Raw genomic sequence first — 23,558 nt, forward strand, 5'->3', positions numbered from 1 at the left:
CGTGACCGAAGCAATGCAGGCCTTACGGCCGCTCGATGGAATAAAGGTGCTGGATCTGGCGCGCGTGCTTGCGGGGCCCTTATGCTCCGCCATGCTCGGCGATCTCGGCGCAACGGTGACTAAGATCGAAATCCCCGATCATGGCGACGATTCCCGCGCCTTCTCCCCGCATGTCGGCGGCGAGAGCAGCTATTTCATGCTGGTCAATCGCGGCAAGAAGAGCGTCACGCTCGATCTGAAATCGGATGAGGGCCGCGAGCTGTTGCTCGGATTGATCAAGCAGGCCGATATTCTCGTCGAGAATTTCAGGCCGGGCGTCACGGCGCGTTTGGGCATCGACTACGAGGCCGTAAAAGCGCTCAATCCGCGCCTCATCTATGTCAGCATTTCCGGCTTTGGTCAGGACGGGCCGCTTGCCCACCGCGCCGCCTATGATCACGTCGTCCAGGCGATGGGCGGCATCATGACGGTCACCGGCTGGCCGGACGGCCCGCCGACCCGCGTTGGCGACGCGATCGGCGATGTCGTGGCCGGGATCTATGGTTCCTGGGGCGCGCTTGCAGCGCTGCTTCAGCGCGATCGCACCGGCAAGGGCCAGCATGTCGATGTCGCCATGCTCGATTCCATCATGTCCCTGCAGATGGTCTCACTGTCGCAGATCACAGGCGGCAAGGGCGCACCTGGCCGCGTCGGCAACGCGCATCCGATCAGTGCGCCGATGGATTCCTATCAGGCGGCCGATGGCTATGTTGTCATCGCCGTTGCCAACGACGCGCTCTTTGCCCGCCTTGCGCGCGCGCTCGGCAATCCGGGCCTGACCGCGGATCCCCGCTTCAAGACGGATCCGGATCGGCAGGGCCATCAGGAGGTGCTGCGAGCCCTCATCGAGGCTTGGACGCGCACCCGCTCGACGGAGGAGGTGACGCAGCTGCTCGATGAGGCGGGTGTCCCCGCCGCGCCGATCTATGATCTCGCCCAGGCGCTCGCTACGCCGCATGCGCAACACCGCCAGCTATTGCATACCGTGCAGCATGGCAATGCCGGTGAATTCCAGGTTATGCCCCAGCCGGTCCGTTTCAGCGGCATTCCCTCGGGCGGAGATTATGCCGCGCCGACCTTGGGTCAACATACTGATGCAGTCTTGAGCGATGAGTTGGGGCTGGCTGGCCCCGATATCGAAAACCTCAGGTTGCGGGGAGTCATCTGACTATGACGCAGGACATCAATCACAAGACCCGCACCCGGCCGAAGGTCGCCGTCCTCGGCGCGGGCACGATGGGTGCCGGCATCGCCGGCGTATTTGCAGCACAAGGCTATCCCGTCGCCATTTATTCCCGCAGCGCGGAGACGCTTGACAAGGCGCGGAGCCGGATCGTCGCCATCGCTGGCGAAGCGGCGGTCACGTACACGACCTCGATGGAGGATTGCGTTGCCGGCGCCGGCATCGTCAGTGAGAATCTCGCGGAAGACGTTACGCTGAAGCAGCGCGTCTTCGGCGAGATCGAAGCCATGGCGCCGGTCGATTGCCTTTTGACGACGAATACTTCCAGCGTTCCGATCACCCTGATCGCGGCGGGGCTTGCCCGGCCGGAGCGGGTTGTCGGCATTCACTGGTTCAATCCGCCGACCGTCATGCCGCTTGTCGAAATCGTGCGCGGCGACAAAACGTCGGATGAGGTCGTCCAACGCGCCCGCGAACTCTGCGCCGATATCGGCAAGGAAGTGATCGAGGTGAAGACCGATATAGCGGGCTTCGTCGTCAACCGGCTGCAATATGCGATCCTGCGAGAAGCACTTCACCTCGTCGAAGTGGGTGCCGCCTCGATTGAGGATGTCGACCGGGCGGTCGAAACGACGCTTGCGCCGCGCTGGTCTGCGGCGGGGCCGCTGCGGCTGATGGATCTGGCCGGTCTCGACACGGTCGAGAAAGTGTCGCGTATTCTGATGCCGGCACTGGACCGCAACGAAGCCATACCCTCCCTGGTGAGCCGCCTATGCGAGGAGGGTGCTTTCGGAACGAAGAGTGGTCGCGGCTTTTACGACTGGACGGCTGAAGAGATCGCGGCTGCAATCGCGCGCCGCGACGATACCGTCCGCCTGCTGACGGAAAGGCGCAAGCCATGACATCATCTCTCGTCAAAACCGAGACGCAAAGCGGCTTCGCGCGCGTCATCCTCGACCGTCCGGCCAAGCGAAACGCGCTCAACATCGAGATGTTGACTGGGCTTGTCGATGCGCTTCGCGACTGTCAGGCGGACTCGGCGATACGGGCGATCGTCATCTGCGGCAGCGAGCGCGGTTTTGCCGCCGGCGCCGATATCGGATCGCTTGCCGCCGCCAGTCCCATCGAGCTTTATACCAGCGGCTTCAGCGAGAAATGGGACGAAGTGGCGGCCATCACCAAGCCGCTCATCGCCGCGATTTCGAGCTATGCCCTTGGCGGCGGTCTTGAGCTGGCGCTGATCTGCGACATCGTCGTCGCCGATCGAACGGCGCTATTCGGCCTGCCGGAAACCGCGATCGGCACCATACCCGGCGCCGGCGGAACGCAGCGCCTGGTGCGCGCCGTCGGCAAGTCGATGGCGATGGAGATGGTTCTGGCCGGGCGAAAGCTTAGTGCGGAAGAGGCGAGGGCCTGCGGCCTGATCAGCAGTATCGCCGGAGATGGCGAGACGGTGGAGGATTTAGCCTGCGCGATCGCTGAGCGTATCGCCCAGGCTGCCCCCATCGCGGTCACCATGGCCAAGGCCGCTGTTCTCGAAAGTTTCGAGACTCCGCTGTCCGCTGGCATTCGTTACGAGCGTTCGCTGTCCGCATTGATTGCGGCAAGCGACGACCGGGCGGAGGGGATGCGTGCCTTTGGCGCGAAGGAACGGCCGCAGTTCAAGGGACGATAAGCCGTGGAGACGCCGCGCGGGCAGGATAACCACATAAGCGGTCCAGCTCCGGCAGGAAGCTTGCGAACCTACAAGGACGTCAAACAATTTATTCTCGCCTGTATCCGTACCGGAAAATGGCCGCCGCACCACCGTGTGCCGTCCGAAAATGAACTTGTGGTATCATATGGGGTCAGCAAGACCACCGCAGAGCGCGCGTTGTACGAACTTGCCGGCGAAGGCGTACTGTTGCGGATACCCGGGACCGGTTCGTTCGTAGCCAAGCCAAAGGGCTTCCTGGCGGTCTTCGATATGCTCGATATTGCTGATGATATTCGCCAGCGTGGAAAAATCCATACGGCCAATGTTATCACATTGTCTGAACATCCAGCCAGTTTCGAGATCGGCAATGAACTCGGGGTTGAGGTCGGCTCCACCGTTTTTCATTCCGTGATCCTGCATCACAAAGACAACGTTCCGGTGCAGCTGGAAGATCGCTTCGTACTTCCGAGCGCCGTTCCTGCCTACCTCACGCAGGATTTCACGGAGCGCACGCCTACTTCTTATCTCCTAGAGGCCGCGCAGGGTGCCAGAAACGAATATTCCATAAGAGCGGTTTCGCCAGAGGGATGGGAACAGACGCTCCTTGCGATCCTTCCGACCAAGCCGTGTTTGTCCATCCACGTGCGCCTCACTTCAAACCGGAATGTAGTCTCGGTTGCTCGCTTGGTTTCTCCGGCTGGTCGGTACCGACTTGAAGCGATCCGTTGACATGCCGCGCGAGCCTAACGACTAAGTTCCATAAGTAGGCGTTATCCCACACGATTGAGATTGCGCTCGTCGCTTCAGAGACATTTAAGAGCAACTAGAGGAACGAGAACGGGCTAAAGCAGGAAAAGAGATGACAGACCTGAACCAAGCGTTGCCCAACCGGAAAATTCGTATCCGGAAGACGGGGGTTTGGCCGGGGGTATTTTTCTATCTCGGGGCGCTGATGCTGCTGGGGGTGGCGGGGTTCATCGGGGTATGGCAGGCGCCAGGCGTGGTCAATGACTGGCTGGTGGCGAGCGATCCGGTGGCGGTGCCCGACGCGACGATCACCGATGGGGAATGCCATGCGCGGCGGGTAGTATTCGTCGATTGCTCAGCCCATGTCGCCTATGAAATCGAAGGCAAGAGCGTGGAGCACGATATCGACTTGATGTTCGTGAATTTCCACACGGGCGATTATGAGGTCGACGTGGTGCGTTCGGCATCGCAGCCCAACCGAGCGGCGCTGTCGCTGGGGTTGGACATGCTGTGGAACCGCACGCTCGTGGACAGCGCCCTCGTGCTGGGGATCGCGGCAGCAGGGATTGGCCTGTTCGCGGGAGGCGCCAAGAGCGATCGCAGCCGCCGTTTGGCGCGGCGGGAATCCACGCTGGATCTTCGAGAAGTCAAGGTGGCCCAAATCAACCCGGTCTTGGGCGGCAAGTATGTGCAGTTCCAATATGGCGCCGACCGCAAGGGCAAGCCGCTGCTGGCGCTGTCGCGCTTTGGTGGGAAGGAAGAGCCCTATTGGCTCGACGGGCACCGCCGAATGGCGTTGGCGGCGCTGCCGGAAGGGGCAAGCGTGCCGGTACTGCTCGACGCGGAGCTCAAGCGGCTTGATGCCTCGCTGCCGGAGATTGCGACGATTGCGGCGCGATTGAAAGGGATAATGGCGGGGGCTTGAGGAAGGCCCCTTCTGGGGTCGGAACAAGAACGGTTCTTGGTGACACTGCCTAGCTGCAAAGCAGACACGTGAACGAATACATCCGCTCCTCCATTCTCTGGAGTGATGAAGCCAAATCCCCTATGTCGGTTTGGTACAGACACAATGAAGCCTTTCCCTTGTTGCGTCTATTAGCCAATGCGCCATTGTCCGCACTAACCTGCTACAGATTGAGATCGAGTTGCGGATGGTCTTCCATGGCGTCGCTCGACTGATCGGTGGTCAGCGACGAGAGCGTTACGCCCAACAGGCGCACGGACCGTTTGAAGGGATAGACGGTTGCCAGAAGTCCGGATGCCGCGTCGAATACGTCCGCCATGTTTGCCAACGGCGCTGTGCCAGTCCGGCTGCGCGTCGCCTGGGTGAAATCCGAGTATTTGATCTTCACGGTCACCGTCTTGCCGCCGATACCCTGCGCCTCGCAGTAGTGCCAGACCTTCTCGGCAAGTGGCCTCAGCTCAGCGTCGCGCGTTCGACGTCATCGATATCCTCGGCGAATGTGTCTTCCGCGCCGACCGATTTGCGGATGCGGTCGGGTTTGACCTGGCGCTCGTCAATGCCACGGGCGATGCCGTAGAAATAGGGTCCCGACTTGCCGAAAAGTAGACGCATCGCCCTTCAGCGGTGTTGGACATGAAAATTTAAATTGGCCGCATTTAGGCTTTAAATCAGACGGAATGTGAACTAAGAATGGTCGGATGAAGACTGATCCTACGGCAAAATCCTACATAGAAAGAAAAGCCAGGCCCATTGTGGAAACCGCGTTGGCCGACACGCGCGTCGTTCTTATATCAGGGCCGCGTCAAGCGGGGAAGACGACGCTCGTACGGCAGTTTGCCGATGGCAATCGTCCGTACATAACCCTGGACGACGCTGGTACGCTGAACGCCGCGAAGTCTGATCCAACCGGCTTTATTCGCGGCATCGACCGCGCTGTAATAGACGAAGTCCAACGTGCTCCTGATCTGATGCTAGCCATCAAGGAAAGCGTAGATCGTGACGAAAAGCCCGGCCGGTTCTTGCTAACTGGATCCGCCAACCTTGCAACGGTGCCGGCTATTGCCGATTCCCTGGCGGGACGAATGGCAGTCGTTTCGCTGCTTCCATTTGCACAATCCGAAATTCTCTCGACGCCTGGCCGGTTGCTGGATGGCTTGTTTGCTGGTGATGAGCCGGCGACTAGTGAAGGGGCCGTTTTTGGCGATGATTTAATGAATGTCGTCCTGAAGGGGGGGTATCCTGAAGTTCTACGCCGATCGACACCGGCGCGCCGGACGGCATGGCTTGAGGACTACGTGTCTCTCATTCTCGATCGTGACGTGCGGGATATAGCCAACATCGACCAGCTTGACCGGCTGCCGCGATTGCTTGACGTTCTTGCTGAACATTCTGGGCAACTGGTGAACCACAGCAGCTTCGGATCAGCGCTCGGATTGTCGAGCGTAACGGCCCAGAAATATGTGGCAATCCTTGAGCGGCTCTTTCTGGTGCGGACTATCGCGCCGTGGTCGAACAACCGCCTCAGCCGCCTCGTGAAAACCCCAAAGCTTCACTTTGTCGATACGGGCCTTCTCGCTAGCCTCCGGGAAGACGATCTGGAAACGCTGCGACGCGACAGAACCAGGTTTGGAGCACTTCTGGAAAGCTTCGTGGTTTCCGAGCTTCTGAAACTCGCGTCCTGGTCGGAGCGGCGCCTAACCTTCTCGCACTACCGGACCAAAGATCAGGACGAGGTGGACGTGGTAATCGAGGACCGTCGCGGGCGGATCGTTGGGATTGAAGTGAAAGCATCAGCCACGGTCAAATCGGACGACTTCAAAGGGTTGAGGCAACTACAGGAAGCTGTTGGGGAGCGCTTTATCCGTGGCCTGGTGCTTCACGATCATGATCGCGTGACCCCGTTCGGAGAGAAGTTGCACGCCGCCCCCCTATCAATTCTCTGGTCGATGTAAAAACAACGGAAGGCGCTGAGCACTGTGCCGCGAGTGCGCTGGTCCGGTTCGGCGGAGGCAGCTTCGCCATCTTCGATTCCATCGCGAGCGCCATCCTGACAGATGGTCTTGGCGACGAAGTGGACGATCAACGCGCTAGATCGGTTCGGGATCATACCGGTTGAGGCCTTCTTCTTTGGCGCCCGCTCGCGTTACCATACAGGCAAGACATGTCTCGACATTTGATTTAGCAAGCACTTATCTCGTCAGAGTAAGGCGTCTCTGGTTCACATACGTTCGCCGCCTTACTCGACGAATGGGCGGGTCCTGGTTGCGGGGTGATGTACCAACCGGCAAAGGACGAGATTGCGACGATCCGCCCGCCGCCGGCTTTTCTCATCGCCGGAGCACGACATCGACGCTGATAAAATCAAGATTTTTGTGACCACCTAACCTTGTGCTCGCGCAAAGTGTGCCAGGTTGGCCTTGATCACGAGGTGATGAAGAGGCCTGATCACGTTGAGATAAGTGAGGCCGAAGGCATTGTGGGAGTGCACGACGGTTGTCGCGATGAGCTGCGTGCCGGTTGGAGAATTGCGACGGAGCAGCGATAATCGAAAGTCCAGGTGTCGATCATCCTCACCCAGCACAATCTCGTCGTTGCTTTCCCATTGCACAGGGAAGAAGTCCACGCGTTCGTTGTCAGCCCTGGACGCTCGGACCTCTCCAGAGGTCTTGACGCCAAAGGGCGTCACCAAGGTGTCGCGCACCGCGATCAACGCCTTGATCCACTCGGGCGGATCACCGACTGTCCGGGTCGCCAGCACGCGCATGCTGTACTGTTTCGATGAACTCAAATCGATGCTGTAGCTGTCGAGTAGGCTGGCGTTCTCGTACCAGCTTGCAACGACGCTTTCAGGTGGCGGCGTCGTCCGGCGCACCCGCGTTTTGCGTTCTAAACACATGCCGAAAACTCGATCATGGAGGCGAAGCGAGCTTGGGGAATGCTACTGCGAGTGCGTCGATAGCGGACCGCACGCGGGTGGGCAGGCGAGGTCCCTCGGGCCAGACGGCCCACACTTCCGACACGTGAGAAGATATCTGGTGCATTACTCTTACGAGTTCTCCGGACTCGATACGTTTCCGAACAAGCCAATAGGGCAACCAGGCCAGTCCGAGGCCATCTGCCACGGCGTCCGCGATGGCGTCGAATCGGAACCTGGACCTCGGATTGAATTCGAGGATGGCTCCTTCCTGCTCGAGCATCCAGGACTGCACCCTCCCGCTGCGGCCGTAAGTGACGGCGTCGTGAAAGGCGAGCTCCGACACTGTCGCCGGCTCGCCTCGAGCTTCGATATACGCCGAGAGGCATACAGCATCGTGTCCTCTTGGCCTATGCGACGGATTCGCATTCCCGCGCCGTTACCCTTGCCGCACGTCTTCCCTATTCGTCCAAAACATCTTCCCCAACTGTGGCGATAGGCCTCCTTCGCAAAACGAGTTCCAGTGTGACCGGACGAAGATCCTGGCCATCGACGCCGACGTCGTATTGGCGGGTGACAGAGTTGCAGCGCTGGTCACGGCCACCGGAACACGCGGATCAAGGGCATCCTTTACGACGATGTTTAAACGCGGTGACGATATCGCGGCAGAGGTGCGCAGTTCATGGTGCTGCGTGGACGCATCAACCCGACGACCACGCCGGATCGCTGACGATATCGCGCGGGTATTTTTGCCGCTGGCATCGTTGCGCCACTGCCAGGCCTGGTTTTACTCCGCCACACTGGCCTGCTTTTGCTCCGCCGTTGACAGACGTTTCCGCACTTGCGGATATTGATGAAGCTATCCGCATCACCGACACGCGCAACGCCGGGTTCGCTCGCGGATCGCCAGATGGATTCATGGGAATGAGCTGCGGTCGGGAGCAGACCAGTGTAGCGGGTCGGCACCTCGCAGTGCACGGAACGATGTTGCCTTGTAGTCCGCCGATCTGAACGACTCGTTGAGACGAGCGGCTTCGCACATCGGGAGGCGATACGTGTTCCCAATATTGAACGACAGCGGTCTGCGCCTTCGATCGCTTCCGCGCCTGATGGCCCCCCTCGACCCATATCTGACCGGACCCATGCTGTGAGCGCATGGCCGACCTGAGACCTTGTGCCTTATCGACGGCTGGGCAAGAGCCTATATTCCAATTATCGAAACGACGTTGGAACCAAAGCGAGGTTGCTAGCGTCAAGAGACCTCACGAAAGGGGATCATCATGAACGTAGCACGCTCTTTCAATAACTGGCGCAAGTATCGTCAGACCGTTACCGAACTTGGCCGCATGAGCTCGCGCGAACTGCAGGACCTCGGTATCGATCGTGCCGACATCCAAAGCGTTGCCCGCCAGTCGGTCGCTCGTTAAGCGGCTTTTCCGAGGCCATATTGAATGACTAAACGCCCGCTGATGACGCGGGCGTTTCTGTATCTGGCCTGCCACGAAGCCCTGGGTTGGAGATTTCTTTCGTCAGGGGGGGTCGTGCATTTTCCGCATAGCTGCACTGCAGCAAAGTCTATTTAATGTGCGGCGAAAATGGGTATTCTGGTTTCATCGAAGTGATGCACCTCCTCCCGCAGAGCTTTGATTTCAGACGGCTCACTCCTCCTCCCAAGAGACGTCTGTCGGAACAGCGGCATTCCTCCTCCCAGCTGCTGTTCGGTTCTTTTCGGAATGCCTGCCGCACCTCCTCCCGCGGCAGGCTTTTTCGTTTTCAGGCCCGGCTGCATCAAAGTCCCAGATCCAGCTGCGGTTCTTGCCCGCTCTCTTCGGTGTTGAGCGACGAAAGGGTGACCCCCAAGAGCCGCACCGGACGTTTGAACGGGAACACCGAGGCGAGCAGGTCTCTGCAATCTCAGCATCTGGTCGACGTCCGAGACCGCTCCCAACACTGTCTGGCTGCGGGTCGTCTGGCTGAAATCCGAATATTTGATTTTGACTGTTACGGTCTTTCCCGTGATGTCGTGCGCCTCGCAGTAGCGCCGGACTTTCTCGGCTAATGGTCGCAGCTCGGCTTTGGCGAGATCGAAATTGTCGATGTCGTCAACGAATTCCGGACGCGATCAGGTCTAACCTGCCGTTCGTCGATCCCACGGGCGATGCCGTAGAAATACGGACCGGACTTGCCAAAATGCTGCTGCAAGAAGGCGAGCGACTTCGATCTCAGATCAAGGCCCGTCTCGATCCCGTACTTCCTCATCCGCTCGGCGGTGGCCGGCCCGACCCCATGGAATTTCTTGACGGGGAGGGTTTCGACAAAACCTGGTCCGTTCTTCGGGGTGATGACCGCCTGGCCATTGGGCTTGTTGAAGTCGCTCGCCATTTTGGCGAGAAACTTGTTGTACGAAATGCCGGCTGAGGCGTTGAGCCCGGTGACCTGGTTGATCTTCGCGCGAATCTCCTGGGCGATTTCGGTGGCGATTTCCATGCCCTTTAGATTCTCGGTGACATCGTCCATGTGGCCTGCGAAGACATCGCCTCACTGCACCTCGTTGACATAGCGGTGGTTGGCGGTGGTTGCCCGATGCGCTGAAATCAAAACCGGTACAGCCATCTGGTCATAGGCCACTTCGTCGATCGTTAGGACCGCTGCTGGCGGGCTCAGGTCCAGCCAATGGGCATCGCACTCGGCCGCAAGATCGGCGCCGATCTGCTCGCGTATGGCCGAGATGCGGATTCCATAATTTTCCAGCAGATGCAGGTAGAAGAGCTGAGGGATTTCCTCTGGCCTTTCCGGGAAGTCGGGGACCCGTTCGCGCGAAAGCGTCAGCGTCTCATGCATGATCGGGCGTTCGTCGACGTAACGCACCCGGTGGAAGCTGACGATCGGCGATCCTTCGTCGATCTGAAGTTTTCGCGCATCGGCCGTGGAAGCAACGCTCCTGTCGAGCGAAGTCACCTTCGTGACCGACTTGCTGAGCGAACCATCCAGCCCGTGCAGTCGAAAATATTGAAAAAACAGTCGCAGGCTGTGCTGCGGCTTGCGACCGGTCACGACTGTGCCGGTCTTGCGACGGCGGCTGAGAAGACCGTCATTGGTGAGATCCATTAGCGCCCGCCGGATCGTACCCACGGCCACGCCATAGGTTTGCGACAGCGCCACTTCGCTCGGCAGAACCGAACCCGGCTCCAGTTTGCCGAGCATGATCGCTTCGGTGATCTGTCGTTTGACCACTTCATAAAGCGGCAACGACAACTCCGTCAGCTTGACCACTCCTGATGAATTGTTGGGCAGTTCCGGCAATGATTTGCCTCTTCTTTGGAGTTGACTCAGGGTCTCGATCTACGCAGTATTACTATATAGTTTATATAAAAGCGCAAGCTGGGAGGCCGGCGCGACGGATACCGAGGGCACTGCCATGAACATGCCGCAGCCAGCTACTTCGCAACAGATCTTTGGACCTGCCATGGCAGCGATCGAGCGGGATGTCGAGGTTGCTGTCGATGATCTGGCCCGGATGATCGAAGTTGACACCTCATTCCCACCGGGACTGGGCTATGACGCTTTTGCCGATCTGATGGCCGAACTCCTTTCGCCCTTGGGGTTTGAATTCGAGCGGGTCGTCGTGCCGCGTGATCTTTGGTTCGTGGCCGGTGGACCGGCATCCGGCGAGCGGACCAACCTCATTGCCACCCGCGATACGGGAAAGCCCGTCTGCGGTCTTTATTATCATGTCGACACGGTCCCGGCCGCGCCTGGCTGGGCACGCGATCCTTTGAAACTGACGGTCGAGGGTGACGATCTATTCGGGCTCGGCGCAGCGGACATGAAAGGCACGATCGCAGCAACCCTGCTGGCGTTGCGGTCTGCCAAAAAATGCGGTCTGCCTCTGTACTACGATCCGATGCTGCTCCTCTGCACCGATGAGGAAGGGGGCCTATATCCCGGCATTCGCTATCTGGCGGAGCAGGGCATATTGAAAGGCCATATCGTCAATTTCAACGGGTCCGCGGCGCCGCGCATCTGGGAGGGCTGCTTCGGCGTCTTCAATCTGCAGTTGACGATTAGGGGCCACGCCGTTCATGCGGGCGAAGGCAATCGCACCGGCGCCGGCATCAATGCTATCGAAGGCGCCTTACCTTTGCTCAATGCCTTGATGGCATTGAAGCCGGACGTGGCCAGCCGGGCATCCGCACTGACGCCACCGCCGCACGCGTCAGGTCCGCTGCGACCGCAGCTTTCAATTTCGGCCGTGAACGGCGGCACTGCCGGCGGCCAGGTCCCGGCCGAGATCAAGATTCTCGTGAGCCGGCGTTACGCTCCGGAAGAAAGCTATGAGGATGCGCGCGCCGAGATCGAAAGCCTGATCCACGACAGCGTTGCGGGCACAGGGCTGGGGCTCGAAATGGACCTTGTCGGCCACCTCATCCCGACGGACGATCCGGAAGGTCCCCATTGGCCGCGCTGGCAAAAGGCGCTGTCGCTGGGCTTCGGCTACAAGCCGGAAGACTTCCAAAAATGGGGCGCCGCAAGCTGCTCCGACTTCGGCTACGTGCAGAAGTCCGGCTTTGCGCAGGAAGTGCTGCTGGGCGGGCTCGGCCGGCCGGAAAGCTGCATCCACAGTCCCGAAGAGCATACTACCCGCCGGGACATCATCGCCTTGGCGAAAAGCATACTGGCCTATCTCGCGGCGGACTTTGCCGCCGACTCCATTCCTGAAAACCGCGCCTGAATCATAAGGGAACAGAAAAATGCTGGAAATCAAACGTCGCGTCTTCCTGGCCGGCACCGCCGCCGTCTTTGCTGCACCGGTGCTGGGCCTGGCGCAGACCACAAAGCCGGCCATGGGCGGCACGCTGCGCATCTCGGTCGATCAAGCAGCAAGCGTCATCCATCCGCTCCTGACCCGCGTCAACCCGGAATACCTGGTCACCGAACTGCTCTACAGCAACCTGACGCGGCTGAAGGTCGACATGTCGGTGGAGTCGGATCTGGCTGAGAGCTGGAGCGCAAACGACGCGTTGACCGAATGGACCTTCAAGCTGCGCAAGGGCGTCACTTTCCATGACGGTTCCGCCTTCACCGCCAAGGATGTCGTCGCCACCTTCAAGGCGATCCTCGATCCGGCAACGGCATCGCCGGGCCGTAACAATGTCGGCCCGATCGCCGATATCGTCGCTGTCGATGATTCGACCGTGCTGTTCAAGCTGTCGAGCGCCTATGCCGACCTTCCCGTCGCCATGGCTTATACCAATGCCCGCATCATTCCGGCCGCAATCGCCACCGGCGACCTGAAGAGCCTTTCCAGCAAGGCTGTCGGCACCGGTCCGTTCAAGCTCGCGTCCTACGAGCCGGACCGCCTGATCGTCGTCGAGCGCAACCCGACCTACTACGATCCGGCCCGTCCCTATGTCGACCGTATCGAAGTGCAGGTGTTCCCGGATACCTCGGCGGAAAGCTCCGCGCTGCTCGCCGGCGATATCGACATCGTCTCGACCATCCAGCCGCCGGAATTCATGCGCGTCGATGGCAATGACGGCATCACCACGCTGCGCACGCCGTCCGGCCAGTTCTGCAACATCAACTTCGGTTGCGACACGGCACCGTTCAACGATGCCCGCGTGCGCCGGGCGATTGCGCTCACCGTCGATCGCGAAGCTATGGTCGGTTTCGTCACCGAAGGTTTCGGCACCATAGGCAACGACACGCCGCTCAACCCGTCCTACCGTTTCTTCAAGGATGTCAAGCAGCGCGAGAAGAACATCGAGGAAGCCAAGAAGCTGCTGGCGGAAGCAGGTTTCCCCAAGGGCCTCGAAGCAACGCTGGTCGCCTCCGACCGTCCGGCCGTGCGCACCCAGCTCGCCGTGGCGCTGAAGGAGATGGCCAAGGAGGCCGGCATCACCATCAACGTGCAGACCATGCCGCATGCGACCTATCTCGACCAGGTCTGGAAGAAGGGTAGCTTCTATGTCGGCTTCTACAACATGCAGCCGACCCCGGATGGCATCTTCAAGTTACTCTACACGTCGGACGCCTCCTGGAATGAGACGCGCTGGAACAACAAGGCTTTCGATGCTCTGGTCGCAGAAGCCCGCGGCACGATCGATGCGGAGAAGCGCACCGCCCTCTACACGAAGGCGCAGGAAATCATGAACGACGAAGTGCCCTCAATCATTCCGTCCTTCTTCGACGTGCTGGCTGCGAAGCGCAACTGGGTCGAGGGGTTCGAAGCGCATCCGCGCGCCTCGGTTTTCCGTCTCGACTACGCCTCGTTGACCGACAAGGCGCCCAAGCGCGGCTGATCCGTCAATATCGCCGGGCGCCTGACATGGCGTCCGGCCCTCTTGTCCCAAGGAACATGCTCCTGTCTCCGAACTACATAGCCAAGCGGCTGGTGATGATCGTCTACACGCTGTTAGTCGTATCGCTCATCGTCTTCGCCATCACTCAGATCCTGCCGGCCGATGCTGCAGTCATGATGCTGGGCGAGAACGCCACACAGAATGCGCTCGACGCGTTGCGCCAGACCATGGGTCTGGACCAGCCGGTCTGGCAGCAATATCTCACTTGGATCTGGCATGTCCTGCAGGGCGACCTCGGCACCTCGCTGCGCACCGGTCAGCCCGTCGGCCCGGTTATGTTCGAAGCGCTTGGCCGCTCGCTTCTGCTAGCAGTGCTTTCTATCGGCCTGATGCTGGTGCTTGCGATTCCGCTCGGCATCATCGCCGCGGTCCGCCGCGGCAAGATTGCTGATATGGTCGTCAGTCTGATCTCCTATGCCGGTGTCGCTCTGCCGGAATTCGTGACGGCGACAATCGCCGTTCTCGTCTTTGCCGACTGGATGAAGTGGTTGCCGCCGACCGGTTACGTGCCGCTGACGGAAAATTTCCCCGATGGCCTCGCCCATCTCGTGCTGCCGGTCTGCGTCATCTCGATCATCCTGATAGCCCACGTTTCGCGCATGGTGCGCTCCGAACTCGTCGATGTGCTGCATACCGACTATATCCGCGCCGCCCGGCTGAAGGGTATGTCGCGCGGACATGTGCTGCGCCGTCATGCGCTGCGCAACGCGCTTTTGCCGACCATCACCATCGTCGCGCTCGACGTCGGTTATCTGCTCGGCGGCGTCATCGTGGTGGAGGAAATCTTCGCCATTCCCGGTATCGGCCGCCAGCTGATCGTCGCCATCCAGGCGCGCGACCTGCCGGCCATCCAGGCCGGGGTGCTGATCATGGCCGCCACCTATTCAATCGTCAATTTCATTGCCGACATCCTCTATGCCTGGCTCGACAAGAGGATCCAGTATGACTGAGTTCTTGAAACGTCTCCTGAAGACGCCGCAGGGCGCCATAGGTCTGTTCCTCGTCGCGCTTGTGTTGCTGATCGTCGTGTTCGGCCCGCTGGTCGCCCCGCATGATCCGGAAGCGATCTCACCGCTCGCCCGCTACAAAAGCCCAAGTGCCGCCTATTGGCTCGGCACCGACCAGTATGGCCGCGACATCTTCAGCCGCCTCCTGATCGGCGCCCGCGCAACGGTCGTCATGGCGGTTCTCGCCACCATCGGCGGCACGCTGGTCGGCGCTCTGATCGGCACCGCGTCCGCCTTTTTCGGCGGACGTGCCGACGAGTTCATCATGCGCACCATCGATGCCGTGATGTCGATCCCGAGCCTCCTGTTTGCGCTTCTGGTTGTGAACCTGCTCGGTTCCAGCACCGTCAACGCGCTGGTGGCAGTCGCCATCGCCTTTGCTCCGGGCATGGCCCGCATTACCCGCAGCGTGGCGCTTTCGGTTCGCAAGCAGGACTATGTCAACGCGGCGATCGCCCGTGGCGAAAGCTCGGGTTACATCATCCGTCGCGAAATGCTGCCCAACGTGATTGCGCCGATCATCGTCGAGATGACCATCCGCGTGTCGTTTGCCGTGATGCTGTTTGCGACGCTCAGCTTCCTCGGTCTCGGTGCCCAGCCGCCGGCTGCCGAATGGGGCCTGATGGTCTCGGAGGCGCGCCGTTACATGCATCTCTCCGCCGGCATCCTGATCTGTCCGAGTGCTGCGATCGCCATCGTCGCCGTCGGCTTCAATCTTCTGGGCGACGGTCTTCGCGATGCCCTCAATCCGCGAACCTGAGGCCACCACCATGACGACAAAACCAGAAACTCCGGTTCTCGCGATCGAAAATTACTCATTAGATTATGACACGGCCTCCGGCGTCTTCCATGCGCTCAAGAACATCGACCTCTCCGTCCACCGAGGCGAGATCCTCGGCCTGGTCGGTGAATCCGGTTCCGGCAAGACCTCGCTTGCCTGGTCGATCATGCGCTATCTGCCCAAGAACGCCCGCGAACCGGTCGGCCGCATACTGCTGAGTGGCGAGAACCTGCTCGAAAAGACCGATGCCCAGATCGAGACCTTTCGCGGCCGGCGCATCAGCATGGTGTTCCAGGATCCGAGCACGTCGCTCAACCCGACACTGTCGCTCGGCACCCAGCTCGCCGAGGTGCTGGTCCGTCACCGCGGGCTGACACGGCAGCAGGCCTGGAAGGAAGGCGAGGCGATGCTGGACCGCGTCGGTCTGAAGACACCGGCCGCGATGATGAACCGCATGCCGCACGAGGCATCGGGCGGCGAGAAGCAGCGCGTCGTCATCGCATCGGCGTTCGCGTGCAATCCCGAATGCATCATCTTCGACGAACCGACGACGGCGCTCGACGTCATCACCTCATGCCAGATCCTCGACCTGTTCGTGGAACTGCAGGCCGAGACGGGCGTCGCCTCGCTCTACATTTCCCACGATCTAGCGCTGGTATCGCGCACGGCCAGCCGCGTCGCGGTCATCCGTCGCGGCGAAATCGTCGAGCAGGGCGCGGTGCGCGATATCTTTGCCAATCCGCAGCAGGATTATACCCGCGAGCTGATCGCGGCGGTTCCCGATCCGGCCCGCAGGCTGGTCGGCGACATCGTCGTTGAAACCGACAAGCCGCTGGTGCGTGTCGAAAACGTTAGCGTCTATTATGGCCGCAAGCCGTTTCTGGCAGCGCTGACCGGCCGCGCCACCGAACGCGTTGCCGGCAACAATGCCATCAGCCTTAGCATCAATCCGGGGGAAATTCTCGGCGTCGTTGGTGAATCCGGCTCCGGTAAATCGACCCTGGCGAAGGCGATGACCGGTCTCAACCGCTTCGAGGGCAAGATCTGGTTCGACGGTCGCGAGATCAGGAACCTTGGCGACATGGACAATGCCTATCGCAAGGACGTGCAGATCATCTTCCAGCATCCCGACGCCTCGCTCAATCCCCGCCAGAAGATCAGCGAGATCCTGTCGCGGCCGCTAAAGCTGTTCGGGGACGCGTCTCATCTCGACCAGAAGGTCGGCGACATGCTGGAGCAGGTGCGCCTGCCGCGCACCCATGTCCAGCGGTATCCGCATCAGCTGTCGGGTGGCGAGAAACAGCGCGTGGCGATCGCCCGTGCGTTTGCTTCCAAGCCGAAATTGGTGATCTGCGACGAGATCACTTCCGCGCTCGACGTATCGGTGCAGGCGTCCATCGTCCAACTGCTCCTGGAGCTGCAGAAGGCCAGTGGCACCGCCTACCTGTTCATTACCCACGACCTCAACCTTATCCGCCAGATCGCCCACCGGATCGCCGTGATGTATCGCGGCAATCTCGTCGAGATCGCACCGGCCGCAGACATCGATAGCCAGGATCGGGCCGAATATACCCGCCGCCTGATCGAGGCGGTGCCGCGGGCGGCCGGGGAATACCTATGACAATGCATCAAGGAGTATGACAATGGACCCGAAATCCCTGGTGGATCGGATCGACGAAAAGGCCTGCCTCGATTTCCTATCGAAGATGGTCCAGCACAAGAGCCATTCGGAAACCGATGGCGAGCGTGACCTTGCGCGCTACATGGCCGGCGAACTGGAAAAGATCGGGGTCGAAGCCGAACTACAGCCATTCGACGAAGGCCGCCGCTTCAACACGATCGGACGCCTCAGGGGCACCGGCGGCGGCAAGAGCCTGCTGTTCAACGGCCATCTCGACACCAATCCGGTCACCGAAGGCTGGACGGTCGATCCTTATGCCGGCCTCGTCGATGACAAGTTCATCTACGGTATCGGCGTGTCGAACATGAAGGCCGGCGATGCTGCCTATTTCTGCGCGGTCAAGACGCTGCTCGATGCCGGCGTCAAGCTCAAGGGTGACGTTGTCCTGACCTTCGTGGTCGGCGAACTGCAGGGCGGTGTCGGCACGCTTGCGGCGATCAGACACGGCGTCAAGGCGGACTATTTTATCAACAGCGAACCGAGCGATCTCGTCGCCGTCACCATGCATGCGGCAGCTCTCAGCTATGTCATCGAACTGACCGGCGACACGCGCCATCTCTCCAAGCGCGAGGAATCCGTCGATGCGATCGCCGCGGCTTGCGACATCATCCCGCGCATCAACGCCATGACCTTCAGCGGCGCCAGGAGCGACGTGCACCGGTCGATCAACCGCGGCCATGTCGGCGTCGTCCATGGTGCTCTCGGGCGCACCCTCGAAGAATGGCGTCCGCCGCAGGTCGCAGATTTCGTCCGCCTCAAGGGCTCGTGCCGTTATGCGCCGGGGCAGACGCAGGAGGGCGTGCTGGCCGATCTCGAAAAGGAACTGGCGGCCCTCGAAGGCCGCTTCCCCGGCCTCAAGGCAAAGCTGGTTCCGGAATTGATCGAGGGTCGCCCGCTTATGCCGCCCTTCGAGGTCTCGCCGACATCGCGCATCGTCAAATCCATCAACGCGGCCTATGAAGCCGTGCGCGGCGAAAAACAGCCGACCGGCGCGATCACGCCGACCCGCTTCTACGGTACTGATGCCGGCCATCTCTACAAGGAACTCGACATGGAAGGTATCGTCTGTGGCCCCGGCGGTCGTTACAACACCATGCCAGACGAGCGTGTCGACATCGTCGACTATCTCGACATGATCCGCGTCTACATGCTGACCATCCTCGATATCTGCGAGGTTGCCTAACTATGTTCTCCCGGGCGGAATTCGATCGCCGTATCGCATGCGCCCGGGATGCCATGGCATCCGCCGGCGTCGATCTGCTGCTCGTCGATAGCGGCGAGCTGCTGGCTTGGCTGACCGGCTACACCGTCTCCGAAACCATGTACCGGGCCGCCTTTTTGCCGCGCGAGGGTGACGCCTGGTTTGCACTGCGGGCGCTGGACGAGGCGCCGTGCCGGGAAAAGAGCTGGATTTCCGACGTGGTCGGCTTCGCCGATACCGACGAAGCGCAAGCGGCCGTCGCGGCAAGCATCCGCGAGCGCCGATTTGCCGGTGCGCGCATCGGCCTCGATACCAATTCCTACAGCATGAGTGCTGCGACGTTCATGCGGCTTTCGGTGCTGCTACCGAATGCGAGCTTCATTCCCATGCCGGGGCTCAGCGACAGCCTGCGCTGGGTCAAGTCGGAGGAGGAGATTGCCATCCTTCGCCAAGCATCTCCAATCGCCGACAAGGCGATGCTGGAGGTTGCAAGGCAGGCTCGTCCGGGAATGACCACCCGCGATGCTGCGGCAATCGCCTCGCAGGTCTTCCTGCGTGAAGGTGCTGATACCGGGGAAGTGGGCTCCGTCGTCAAGGCCACCGGCAGCCACGAGTTTCTGCACGGTGCGTTTAAGACCGAAACGATCAACGGAAGGCGACGTCCTGCATGTCGAACTCGTTCCGCGCGTCAGAAACTAAGGCGCGCGGATGATGCGGCCAATCGTCGTGGGTGGGCCCTCCGCGGAACTTACCGCTACGGCCGGAAAGCTGGTTGAGCTGCAGGATCGGCAGATTATGGCGATGAAGCCGGGCGCCCTAGCGCGAGACGTGGACGCGATTATGCGCCGAGGTGCCCTCGACACGGGCCTGCGACCGACCTACGAAAACGTCACCGCCTATACCCTCGGCCTCTATACCCGCACGCCGCGTACCAGCGACTTTTCGAGGGTTTTCCTGCCGACATCCAATTGGGTTCTGGAGGAGGGGATGGTGTTTCACCTTTATGCTACAGCTCGAGGCCTGGGCTTCAGCGAAACGGTGGTCGTCGATAAAGAGGGAGGCACTCGGCTCACGAAAACGCCAAGATTGGTTTTAGCGCCCCCAGATGGCCGTTGGTAAAAAGGTGGATCGATCATCGGCTGTGGGTCTGCTCCGGAAAGGCCGCATTCGAGCCGCCGATTGCTCGCGTAACGACATCATCTTTACGATCCTTGTAAAGATGATGTCGTTACGCTATATGGTCCTTGTAGACAGGAGCTTCCCATGCCGACCTCACACACGAGCAAAAGCCCGGACGCAAGCGTGCCGCTGAATATGCGCATCAAGCCTGCGACGCGCAACTTGATTGACCGCGCCGCTGAGATGCTAGGCAAGACACGTACAGATTTCATGCTGGAGGCTTCCGAGCGCCGTGCCGAGGAAGTACTACTTGACCGGACGATCTTCACTGTCAGCGCCGAAGTCTACGCAGAGTATCTGGCCCGGCTCGATGCGCCAACACAGCCCAATGATCGTCTTAAACGCACTATGTCGACCAAAGCGCCGTGGGATGAGGCGTGACCGTAAGCGTACCCGCGCCGCTTGCTGATCATCACGAGCTAGCCGAATTCCATTCTGGTGTCCCTGAGCTTGATGATTGGCTGCGTCTCCGCGCCCGCGCCAATCAGGCGAGCGGCGCATCGCGTACCTTCGTCGTGTGTGAGGCCAACCGCGTCATCGCCTACTACGCGCTCGCTTCCGGCGCGGTAAAGCAATCGGAAGCATCGGGACGTTTCCGGCGGAACATGCCTGATCCGATACCAGTCGCCGTGCTTGGACGTCTTGCCATTGATCAATCCTATCAGGGACGTGGTTTCGGCAGGGCGTTAGTGCGCGACGCAGGTCTGCGCTTGATCAATGCCGCCGAGATACTTGGGATTCGCTGCGTTTTAGTCCATGCGATCTCGGATGACGCACGAGCCTTTTACGAAGCGGTTGGCTTCCTGCCTTCCCCGTCCGACCCGATGATGCTGCTGGTCGGGTTGCATGACCTCAACAATGCGCTGACCTCCTGACCAAGCTGATTGCTAAATCGCTGAAACCAAATCATGAACTTCGGCGCAAGAAATGAGGTGCCGAGGGTTCCCATCCGTTCAAGGCGGTCGAATGTGGCGAGGCTTATTTACGACCGCGTACCTTAGCTTTCTCCTACCGCTGCATCTGCATCCTTAGCGCCGATTGTGTACGGCCGACTTGCATCGAGGCAACGCTGTGGACGAGAATGGATACAGGCTCCCAGACGATGCAGTGAACGGCCAAGCCTGCTTTTCGCAGATCTTTTGAAACGATCGGCGCCTACTCTTGGTCCGCCATCGCATTGTATCGATAGGGACGATACCCGGCTGTCGTCGTGAACTTTCGGTGAAATACCTCAAGATGGGGAAGAAGGACATCAATCGCTTCCCAGGTTGCTGTTTCCCCTTCGGTTTCGGGATGTTTTAGCCGTTCGGCGATTTCCGCGAGCACTGCCTCGCGGTCGATCGTAATGACCTTTCCGTCATCGACGACCAGACGGCCGCCGACGAATACCTGGCTGATGGCATGCCGTCCGCCGCGATGCAAAACGCTCTCCGCCACCGGCGTCCGCGCGCTCATGCGGGGCCTTTCGATCTTGCGTCGGTCCATCAGCACGATGTCGGCCTGTTGACCCGGTTCGAGCCGGCCCGTAAAGCCGCCGAAGCCGACGGTTTTGGCGCCATGTTCCGTCGCCATCTGCAGCACGGCACCAGCATCGGGACGGTCGTTCCACAGGCCCGTTTCGCGGTGCAGTGCCCAGACCAGTTTCATTTCCAGCGTCATGTCTCGGTCGTCGGCTATGTTGGACTGGTCTATGCCGAGCGCTATCGGAATGCCGCGACGGCGCATTTCGTTGACGGGAGCGATGCCGCTGCCGAGCCGCAGGCCGGATGAGGCATTGTGGCACATGCTGCAGCCGCAATCGGCTACGATGTCGAGATCCGCGCGGCTCATCCAGTTGCCGTGCCCAAGCGTGACGTTTGGCCCGAGGCATTCGAGTGCCTTCAAATGCTGGACGGCGCTGTGGCCGAATGTGTTGTGGGCGAAGCTTGATTGCCGCTCGGTCTCCAGAAGATGCATATGGACCTGCGCGTCGGTTTCGCGGGCCGTCTCGAAAATCGTCTGGAGGCATTCGTCGGTGCACCAGTGCAGATTGGCGGGGGCGAGATTGAAGCGGACGTGATCAGGACGTGCGTCGAACCAGCTTTCCCTGAGCGCGCGATAAAATGTCATCAGGTCTGCGATCGGGATATTCGACGCGTCGAGTTTGGGGGCGATCCAGTTGCGAACGGCTTCGGGAAGGGTGGCCAGGGCCTTGGCGTCTTCGTCATAGGTCAGGATATTGCGATCGCGGATCATGAAGGAAAAGCCGGCCCGCATGCCGATATCGGTATAGGCCTTGAGCGTGGCGTCGGCCGTCGCCATCCAGCTCTCGGGTGCGCCCGCAAGTCCGCTGTTGATATGCTGCACCGTCGTCGTTCCGCTTTCCAACATCTCGATCGCTGAATAGAGAGTATCCAACCGGACATCGACCTGCCGCATCGCCCGGAACTGCGGCAGCCATAGTTCCAGAGGCGCGAAGGGCACACCCTGCATCAGGGGCGTGATCCCGAAATGGTGGTGGCTGTTGACCAGCCCCGGCATGGCGATCATGTCGGGAGATCCGAAGCGGGCAAGATGGTCGTTGCCGTAGCCAACGGCGGCAAGAGGCCCGATCTGCGCGATCATGCCGCCAGCGACACGGAGGCCCACGTCGTGGCGCATGGACATGGTGCCGTCAGGCAAAATACCGCACAGCACGGTTCCGGCTTCAATGATGCAGTCACCCGACATCGGCTCTCCAAGGCTCATTTCGTGTAGTCTCCGATCAATCCGAGGCGGCGAGCGACCACGACGCGGTAGAGCGGGTCGCCATAGACTTTCATTTCCTCGCTGGCGGAAAAGGCGAGACTGATATCGTGCTCGTCGTAGCTTTGCGCGGCGATCGCATGCATCTCGGGCCAATCCGGCGCCTGGATATGACGCCAGCGATCGACTGCCATTCTGTCCGGCATCTCGGGAAACCCGAGTTCGCCCATCAGAGCGGCGATCCCCTGCCAGAACACCCGCAACATCCGATGGAGGGTCGCCTCATCGCAATGCGGCTCAAGGAGACGGATCCAGTGCAGCCCTGTAATGATGTGCAATGCGGCGAAATGCTGGGTTGCTGCAAATATGGCGAGCGCAGTCGCCGCCATTTTTTCCATCGTGTCCGGCCCGATGTCGAGCCAATCGACGACGGGCGCAAATTCGAGCACGTTGCCGGCGTCACGCATGTTCTGCCAGAGAAGGTCGTGAAGCTGCATGCCATGCAAGGGCTTGATCGCAGCGGTCATGGCCAAGACTTCGGCCGGCTCGTGCGTGATCGGCGGCGTCCCTTTTGCTTCGGGAAGCGGCAGGTAGGTGGCGCTCCAGTAGGCGAGCGCAATGGCGACATCGGTCTCGTCGGCGCGAAGTACCCCGTAGGCCGCCCGCATCAGCGCGTGAAAAGCGCTGGCGCCAATGCCGTTGGCAAGATCGGGAAGATAAAGCTCCAGTGCCTCATGTATTCCGAGCCGCGTCACCTCGCCGGCAAAGAAGACGCGCAGATCGGGCTCACGCTCACGCATTCCGATGGCGGCTTTCCAGCTCTTGCCATCCAAGCGCCTCAATGGCTGGGCGAAGGGCGCAAGCTGCTTGGCGTCTCTGTAGTGATGGAAGAACCGTCGAAGCTGAGCCGACCCGCCGCCGATCCGGTCCAGCGCGACGAGGACCATCGGAGCATGGTTGGCGAATGTGCGCGAAAATTCAGAACCCCATGCCGGCATGTCGGCCAGCAGCGTTTTCAGTTCGTCCGAAGTGCTTTCTTTTCGTACCATGGATCTAAACTCCTCGTTGAAAACGGAATGC

Annotated in this window: 22 protein-coding genes and 3 pseudogenes; 17 read left to right on the plus strand and 8 right to left on the minus strand. The window is 60.4% G+C overall.

Going from position 1 to position 23,558, the window contains the following annotated elements:
• Position 1: 1 nt before the first annotated feature.
• The 5 genes from ELH03_RS35215 to ELH03_RS35235 all read left to right on the plus strand — a co-directional run bounded on the left by ELH03_RS35215 (position 2) and on the right by ELH03_RS35235 (position 4,590).
• On the plus strand, positions 2 to 1,207 hold the full coding sequence (locus tag ELH03_RS35215; RefSeq protein WP_245504933.1) for a CaiB/BaiF CoA transferase family protein: 1,206 nt from the start codon (positions 2 to 4) through the stop codon (positions 1,205 to 1,207).
• A gap of 2 nt (positions 1,208 to 1,209) precedes the next feature.
• A complete protein-coding gene (locus ELH03_RS35220) occupies positions 1,210 to 2,124 on the plus strand; it encodes a 3-hydroxyacyl-CoA dehydrogenase family protein (RefSeq protein WP_130767531.1) in 915 nt (304 codons plus the stop codon).
• Positions 2,121 to 2,897, plus strand: a complete 777-nt coding sequence (locus ELH03_RS35225) for an enoyl-CoA hydratase-related protein (RefSeq protein ID WP_130767532.1) — start codon at positions 2,121 to 2,123, stop codon at positions 2,895 to 2,897. The genes ELH03_RS35220 and ELH03_RS35225 overlap by 4 nt, the downstream gene beginning before the upstream one ends.
• 33 nt (positions 2,898 to 2,930) lie before the next feature.
• On the plus strand, positions 2,931 to 3,647 hold the full coding sequence (gene hutC, locus ELH03_RS35230) for a histidine utilization transcriptional repressor HutC (protein WP_128402231.1): 717 nt from the start codon (positions 2,931 to 2,933) through the stop codon (positions 3,645 to 3,647).
• A gap of 130 nt (positions 3,648 to 3,777) precedes the next feature.
• Entirely contained in the window at positions 3,778 to 4,590 is an 813-nt protein-coding gene (locus ELH03_RS35235) for a hypothetical protein (protein WP_128402228.1), read from the plus strand.
• Positions 4,591 to 4,637: 47 nt separating this feature from the next.
• Here the strand turns inward: ELH03_RS35235 and ELH03_RS35240 are convergent.
• Positions 4,638 to 4,736 (minus strand): annotated as a pseudogene (locus ELH03_RS35240) (cold-shock protein); the annotation flags it as partial.
• Between the two features lie 56 nt (positions 4,737 to 4,792).
• Positions 4,793 to 5,229 (minus strand): annotated as a pseudogene (locus ELH03_RS35245) (DinB/UmuC family translesion DNA polymerase); the annotation flags it as partial.
• 98 nt (positions 5,230 to 5,327) lie between these two features.
• Here ELH03_RS35245 and ELH03_RS35250 point away from each other — a divergent pair.
• On the plus strand, positions 5,328 to 6,581 hold the full coding sequence (locus ELH03_RS35250; protein WP_130767533.1) for an ATP-binding protein: 1,254 nt from the start codon (positions 5,328 to 5,330) through the stop codon (positions 6,579 to 6,581).
• Between the two features lie 428 nt (positions 6,582 to 7,009).
• Here the strand turns inward: ELH03_RS35250 and ELH03_RS35255 are convergent, their stop codons facing one another.
• A complete protein-coding gene (locus ELH03_RS35255; RefSeq protein ID WP_128402226.1) occupies positions 7,010 to 7,525 on the minus strand; it encodes a DUF2867 domain-containing protein in 516 nt (171 codons plus the stop codon).
• A gap of 13 nt (positions 7,526 to 7,538) precedes the next feature.
• Entirely contained in the window at positions 7,539 to 7,889 is a 351-nt protein-coding gene (locus ELH03_RS35260; protein WP_245504934.1) for a LysR substrate-binding domain-containing protein, read from the minus strand.
• A 934-nt stretch (positions 7,890 to 8,823) separates the two neighbouring features.
• On the opposite strand from ELH03_RS35260, the gene ELH03_RS35265 reads away from it, so the two are divergent.
• Positions 8,824 to 8,970, plus strand: coding sequence for a DUF1127 domain-containing protein (locus tag ELH03_RS35265; protein WP_128402225.1), 147 nt, complete (start codon positions 8,824 to 8,826; stop codon positions 8,968 to 8,970).
• A gap of 361 nt (positions 8,971 to 9,331) precedes the next feature.
• Here ELH03_RS35265 and ELH03_RS35270 read toward each other — a convergent pair.
• Positions 9,332 to 10,054, minus strand: a pseudogene (locus tag ELH03_RS35270) (DinB/UmuC family translesion DNA polymerase); the annotation flags it as partial.
• 27 nt (positions 10,055 to 10,081) lie between these two features.
• The gene (locus ELH03_RS35275; RefSeq protein ID WP_128410213.1) at positions 10,082 to 10,846 is read right to left on the minus strand and encodes a GntR family transcriptional regulator; all 765 of its coding nucleotides are present in this window, start codon (positions 10,844 to 10,846) and stop codon (positions 10,082 to 10,084) included.
• 115 nt (positions 10,847 to 10,961) lie between these two features.
• On the opposite strand from ELH03_RS35275, the gene ELH03_RS35280 reads away from it, so the two are divergent.
• From ELH03_RS35280 to ELH03_RS35320, 10 genes are all read left to right on the plus strand, one after another.
• Positions 10,962 to 12,275 carry a M20 family metallopeptidase gene (locus tag ELH03_RS35280; protein WP_130767534.1) on the plus strand — a complete coding sequence of 438 codons (1,314 nt, stop codon included), beginning with the start codon at positions 10,962 to 10,964 and terminating at the stop codon, positions 12,273 to 12,275.
• Positions 12,276 to 12,294: 19 nt separating this feature from the next.
• Positions 12,295 to 13,845 carry an ABC transporter substrate-binding protein gene (locus ELH03_RS35285; protein ID WP_130767535.1) on the plus strand — a complete coding sequence of 517 codons (1,551 nt, stop codon included), beginning with the start codon at positions 12,295 to 12,297 and terminating at the stop codon, positions 13,843 to 13,845.
• A gap of 62 nt (positions 13,846 to 13,907) precedes the next feature.
• Entirely contained in the window at positions 13,908 to 14,855 is a 948-nt protein-coding gene (locus ELH03_RS35290) for an ABC transporter permease (RefSeq protein WP_105009197.1), read from the plus strand.
• Positions 14,848 to 15,672: an ABC transporter permease gene (locus ELH03_RS35295; RefSeq protein ID WP_130767536.1), complete on the plus strand. Its 825-nt coding sequence runs from the start codon at positions 14,848 to 14,850 to the stop codon at positions 15,670 to 15,672. Before ELH03_RS35290 ends, ELH03_RS35295 begins: the two co-directional genes overlap by 8 nt.
• Before the next feature lie 10 nt (positions 15,673 to 15,682).
• A complete protein-coding gene (locus ELH03_RS35300) occupies positions 15,683 to 17,314 on the plus strand; it encodes a dipeptide ABC transporter ATP-binding protein (RefSeq protein WP_130767537.1) in 1,632 nt (543 codons plus the stop codon).
• A 22-nt stretch (positions 17,315 to 17,336) separates the two neighbouring features.
• The gene (locus ELH03_RS35305) at positions 17,337 to 18,557 is read left to right on the plus strand and encodes a M20 family metallopeptidase (protein WP_128410209.1); all 1,221 of its coding nucleotides are present in this window, start codon (positions 17,337 to 17,339) and stop codon (positions 18,555 to 18,557) included.
• 53 nt (positions 18,558 to 18,610) lie between these two features.
• Positions 18,611 to 19,351 carry a M24 family metallopeptidase gene (locus ELH03_RS35310; protein ID WP_246798819.1) on the plus strand — a complete coding sequence of 247 codons (741 nt, stop codon included), beginning with the start codon at positions 18,611 to 18,613 and terminating at the stop codon, positions 19,349 to 19,351.
• Positions 19,287 to 19,694: a M24 family metallopeptidase gene (locus tag ELH03_RS38590; RefSeq protein ID WP_261319826.1), complete on the plus strand. Its 408-nt coding sequence runs from the start codon at positions 19,287 to 19,289 to the stop codon at positions 19,692 to 19,694. Before ELH03_RS35310 ends, ELH03_RS38590 begins: the two co-directional genes overlap by 65 nt.
• A 144-nt stretch (positions 19,695 to 19,838) precedes the next feature.
• Positions 19,839 to 20,135: a type II toxin-antitoxin system TacA family antitoxin gene (locus ELH03_RS35315; RefSeq protein ID WP_018494987.1), complete on the plus strand. Its 297-nt coding sequence runs from the start codon at positions 19,839 to 19,841 to the stop codon at positions 20,133 to 20,135.
• Positions 20,132 to 20,629, plus strand: coding sequence for a GNAT family N-acetyltransferase (locus ELH03_RS35320; protein WP_130767538.1), 498 nt, complete (start codon positions 20,132 to 20,134; stop codon positions 20,627 to 20,629). The genes ELH03_RS35315 and ELH03_RS35320 overlap by 4 nt, the downstream gene beginning before the upstream one ends.
• Before the next feature lie 280 nt (positions 20,630 to 20,909).
• On the opposite strand, the gene ELH03_RS35325 is transcribed toward ELH03_RS35320, so the two are convergent.
• Together ELH03_RS35325 and ELH03_RS35330 are read right to left on the minus strand one after the other, a co-directional pair.
• On the minus strand, positions 20,910 to 22,481 hold the full coding sequence (locus ELH03_RS35325) for an amidohydrolase family protein (RefSeq protein ID WP_128402217.1): 1,572 nt from the start codon (positions 22,479 to 22,481) through the stop codon (positions 20,910 to 20,912).
• Complete coding sequence (locus ELH03_RS35330; RefSeq protein WP_128410206.1) at positions 22,478 to 23,527, minus strand: questin oxidase family protein; 1,050 nt, start codon at positions 23,525 to 23,527, stop codon at positions 22,478 to 22,480. The genes ELH03_RS35325 and ELH03_RS35330 overlap by 4 nt, the downstream gene beginning before the upstream one ends.
• Positions 23,528 to 23,558 lie beyond the last annotated feature (31 nt).

Source organism: Rhizobium beringeri, assembly GCF_004306515.1.
Classification (GTDB): domain Bacteria; phylum Pseudomonadota; class Alphaproteobacteria; order Rhizobiales; family Rhizobiaceae; genus Rhizobium; species Rhizobium beringeri.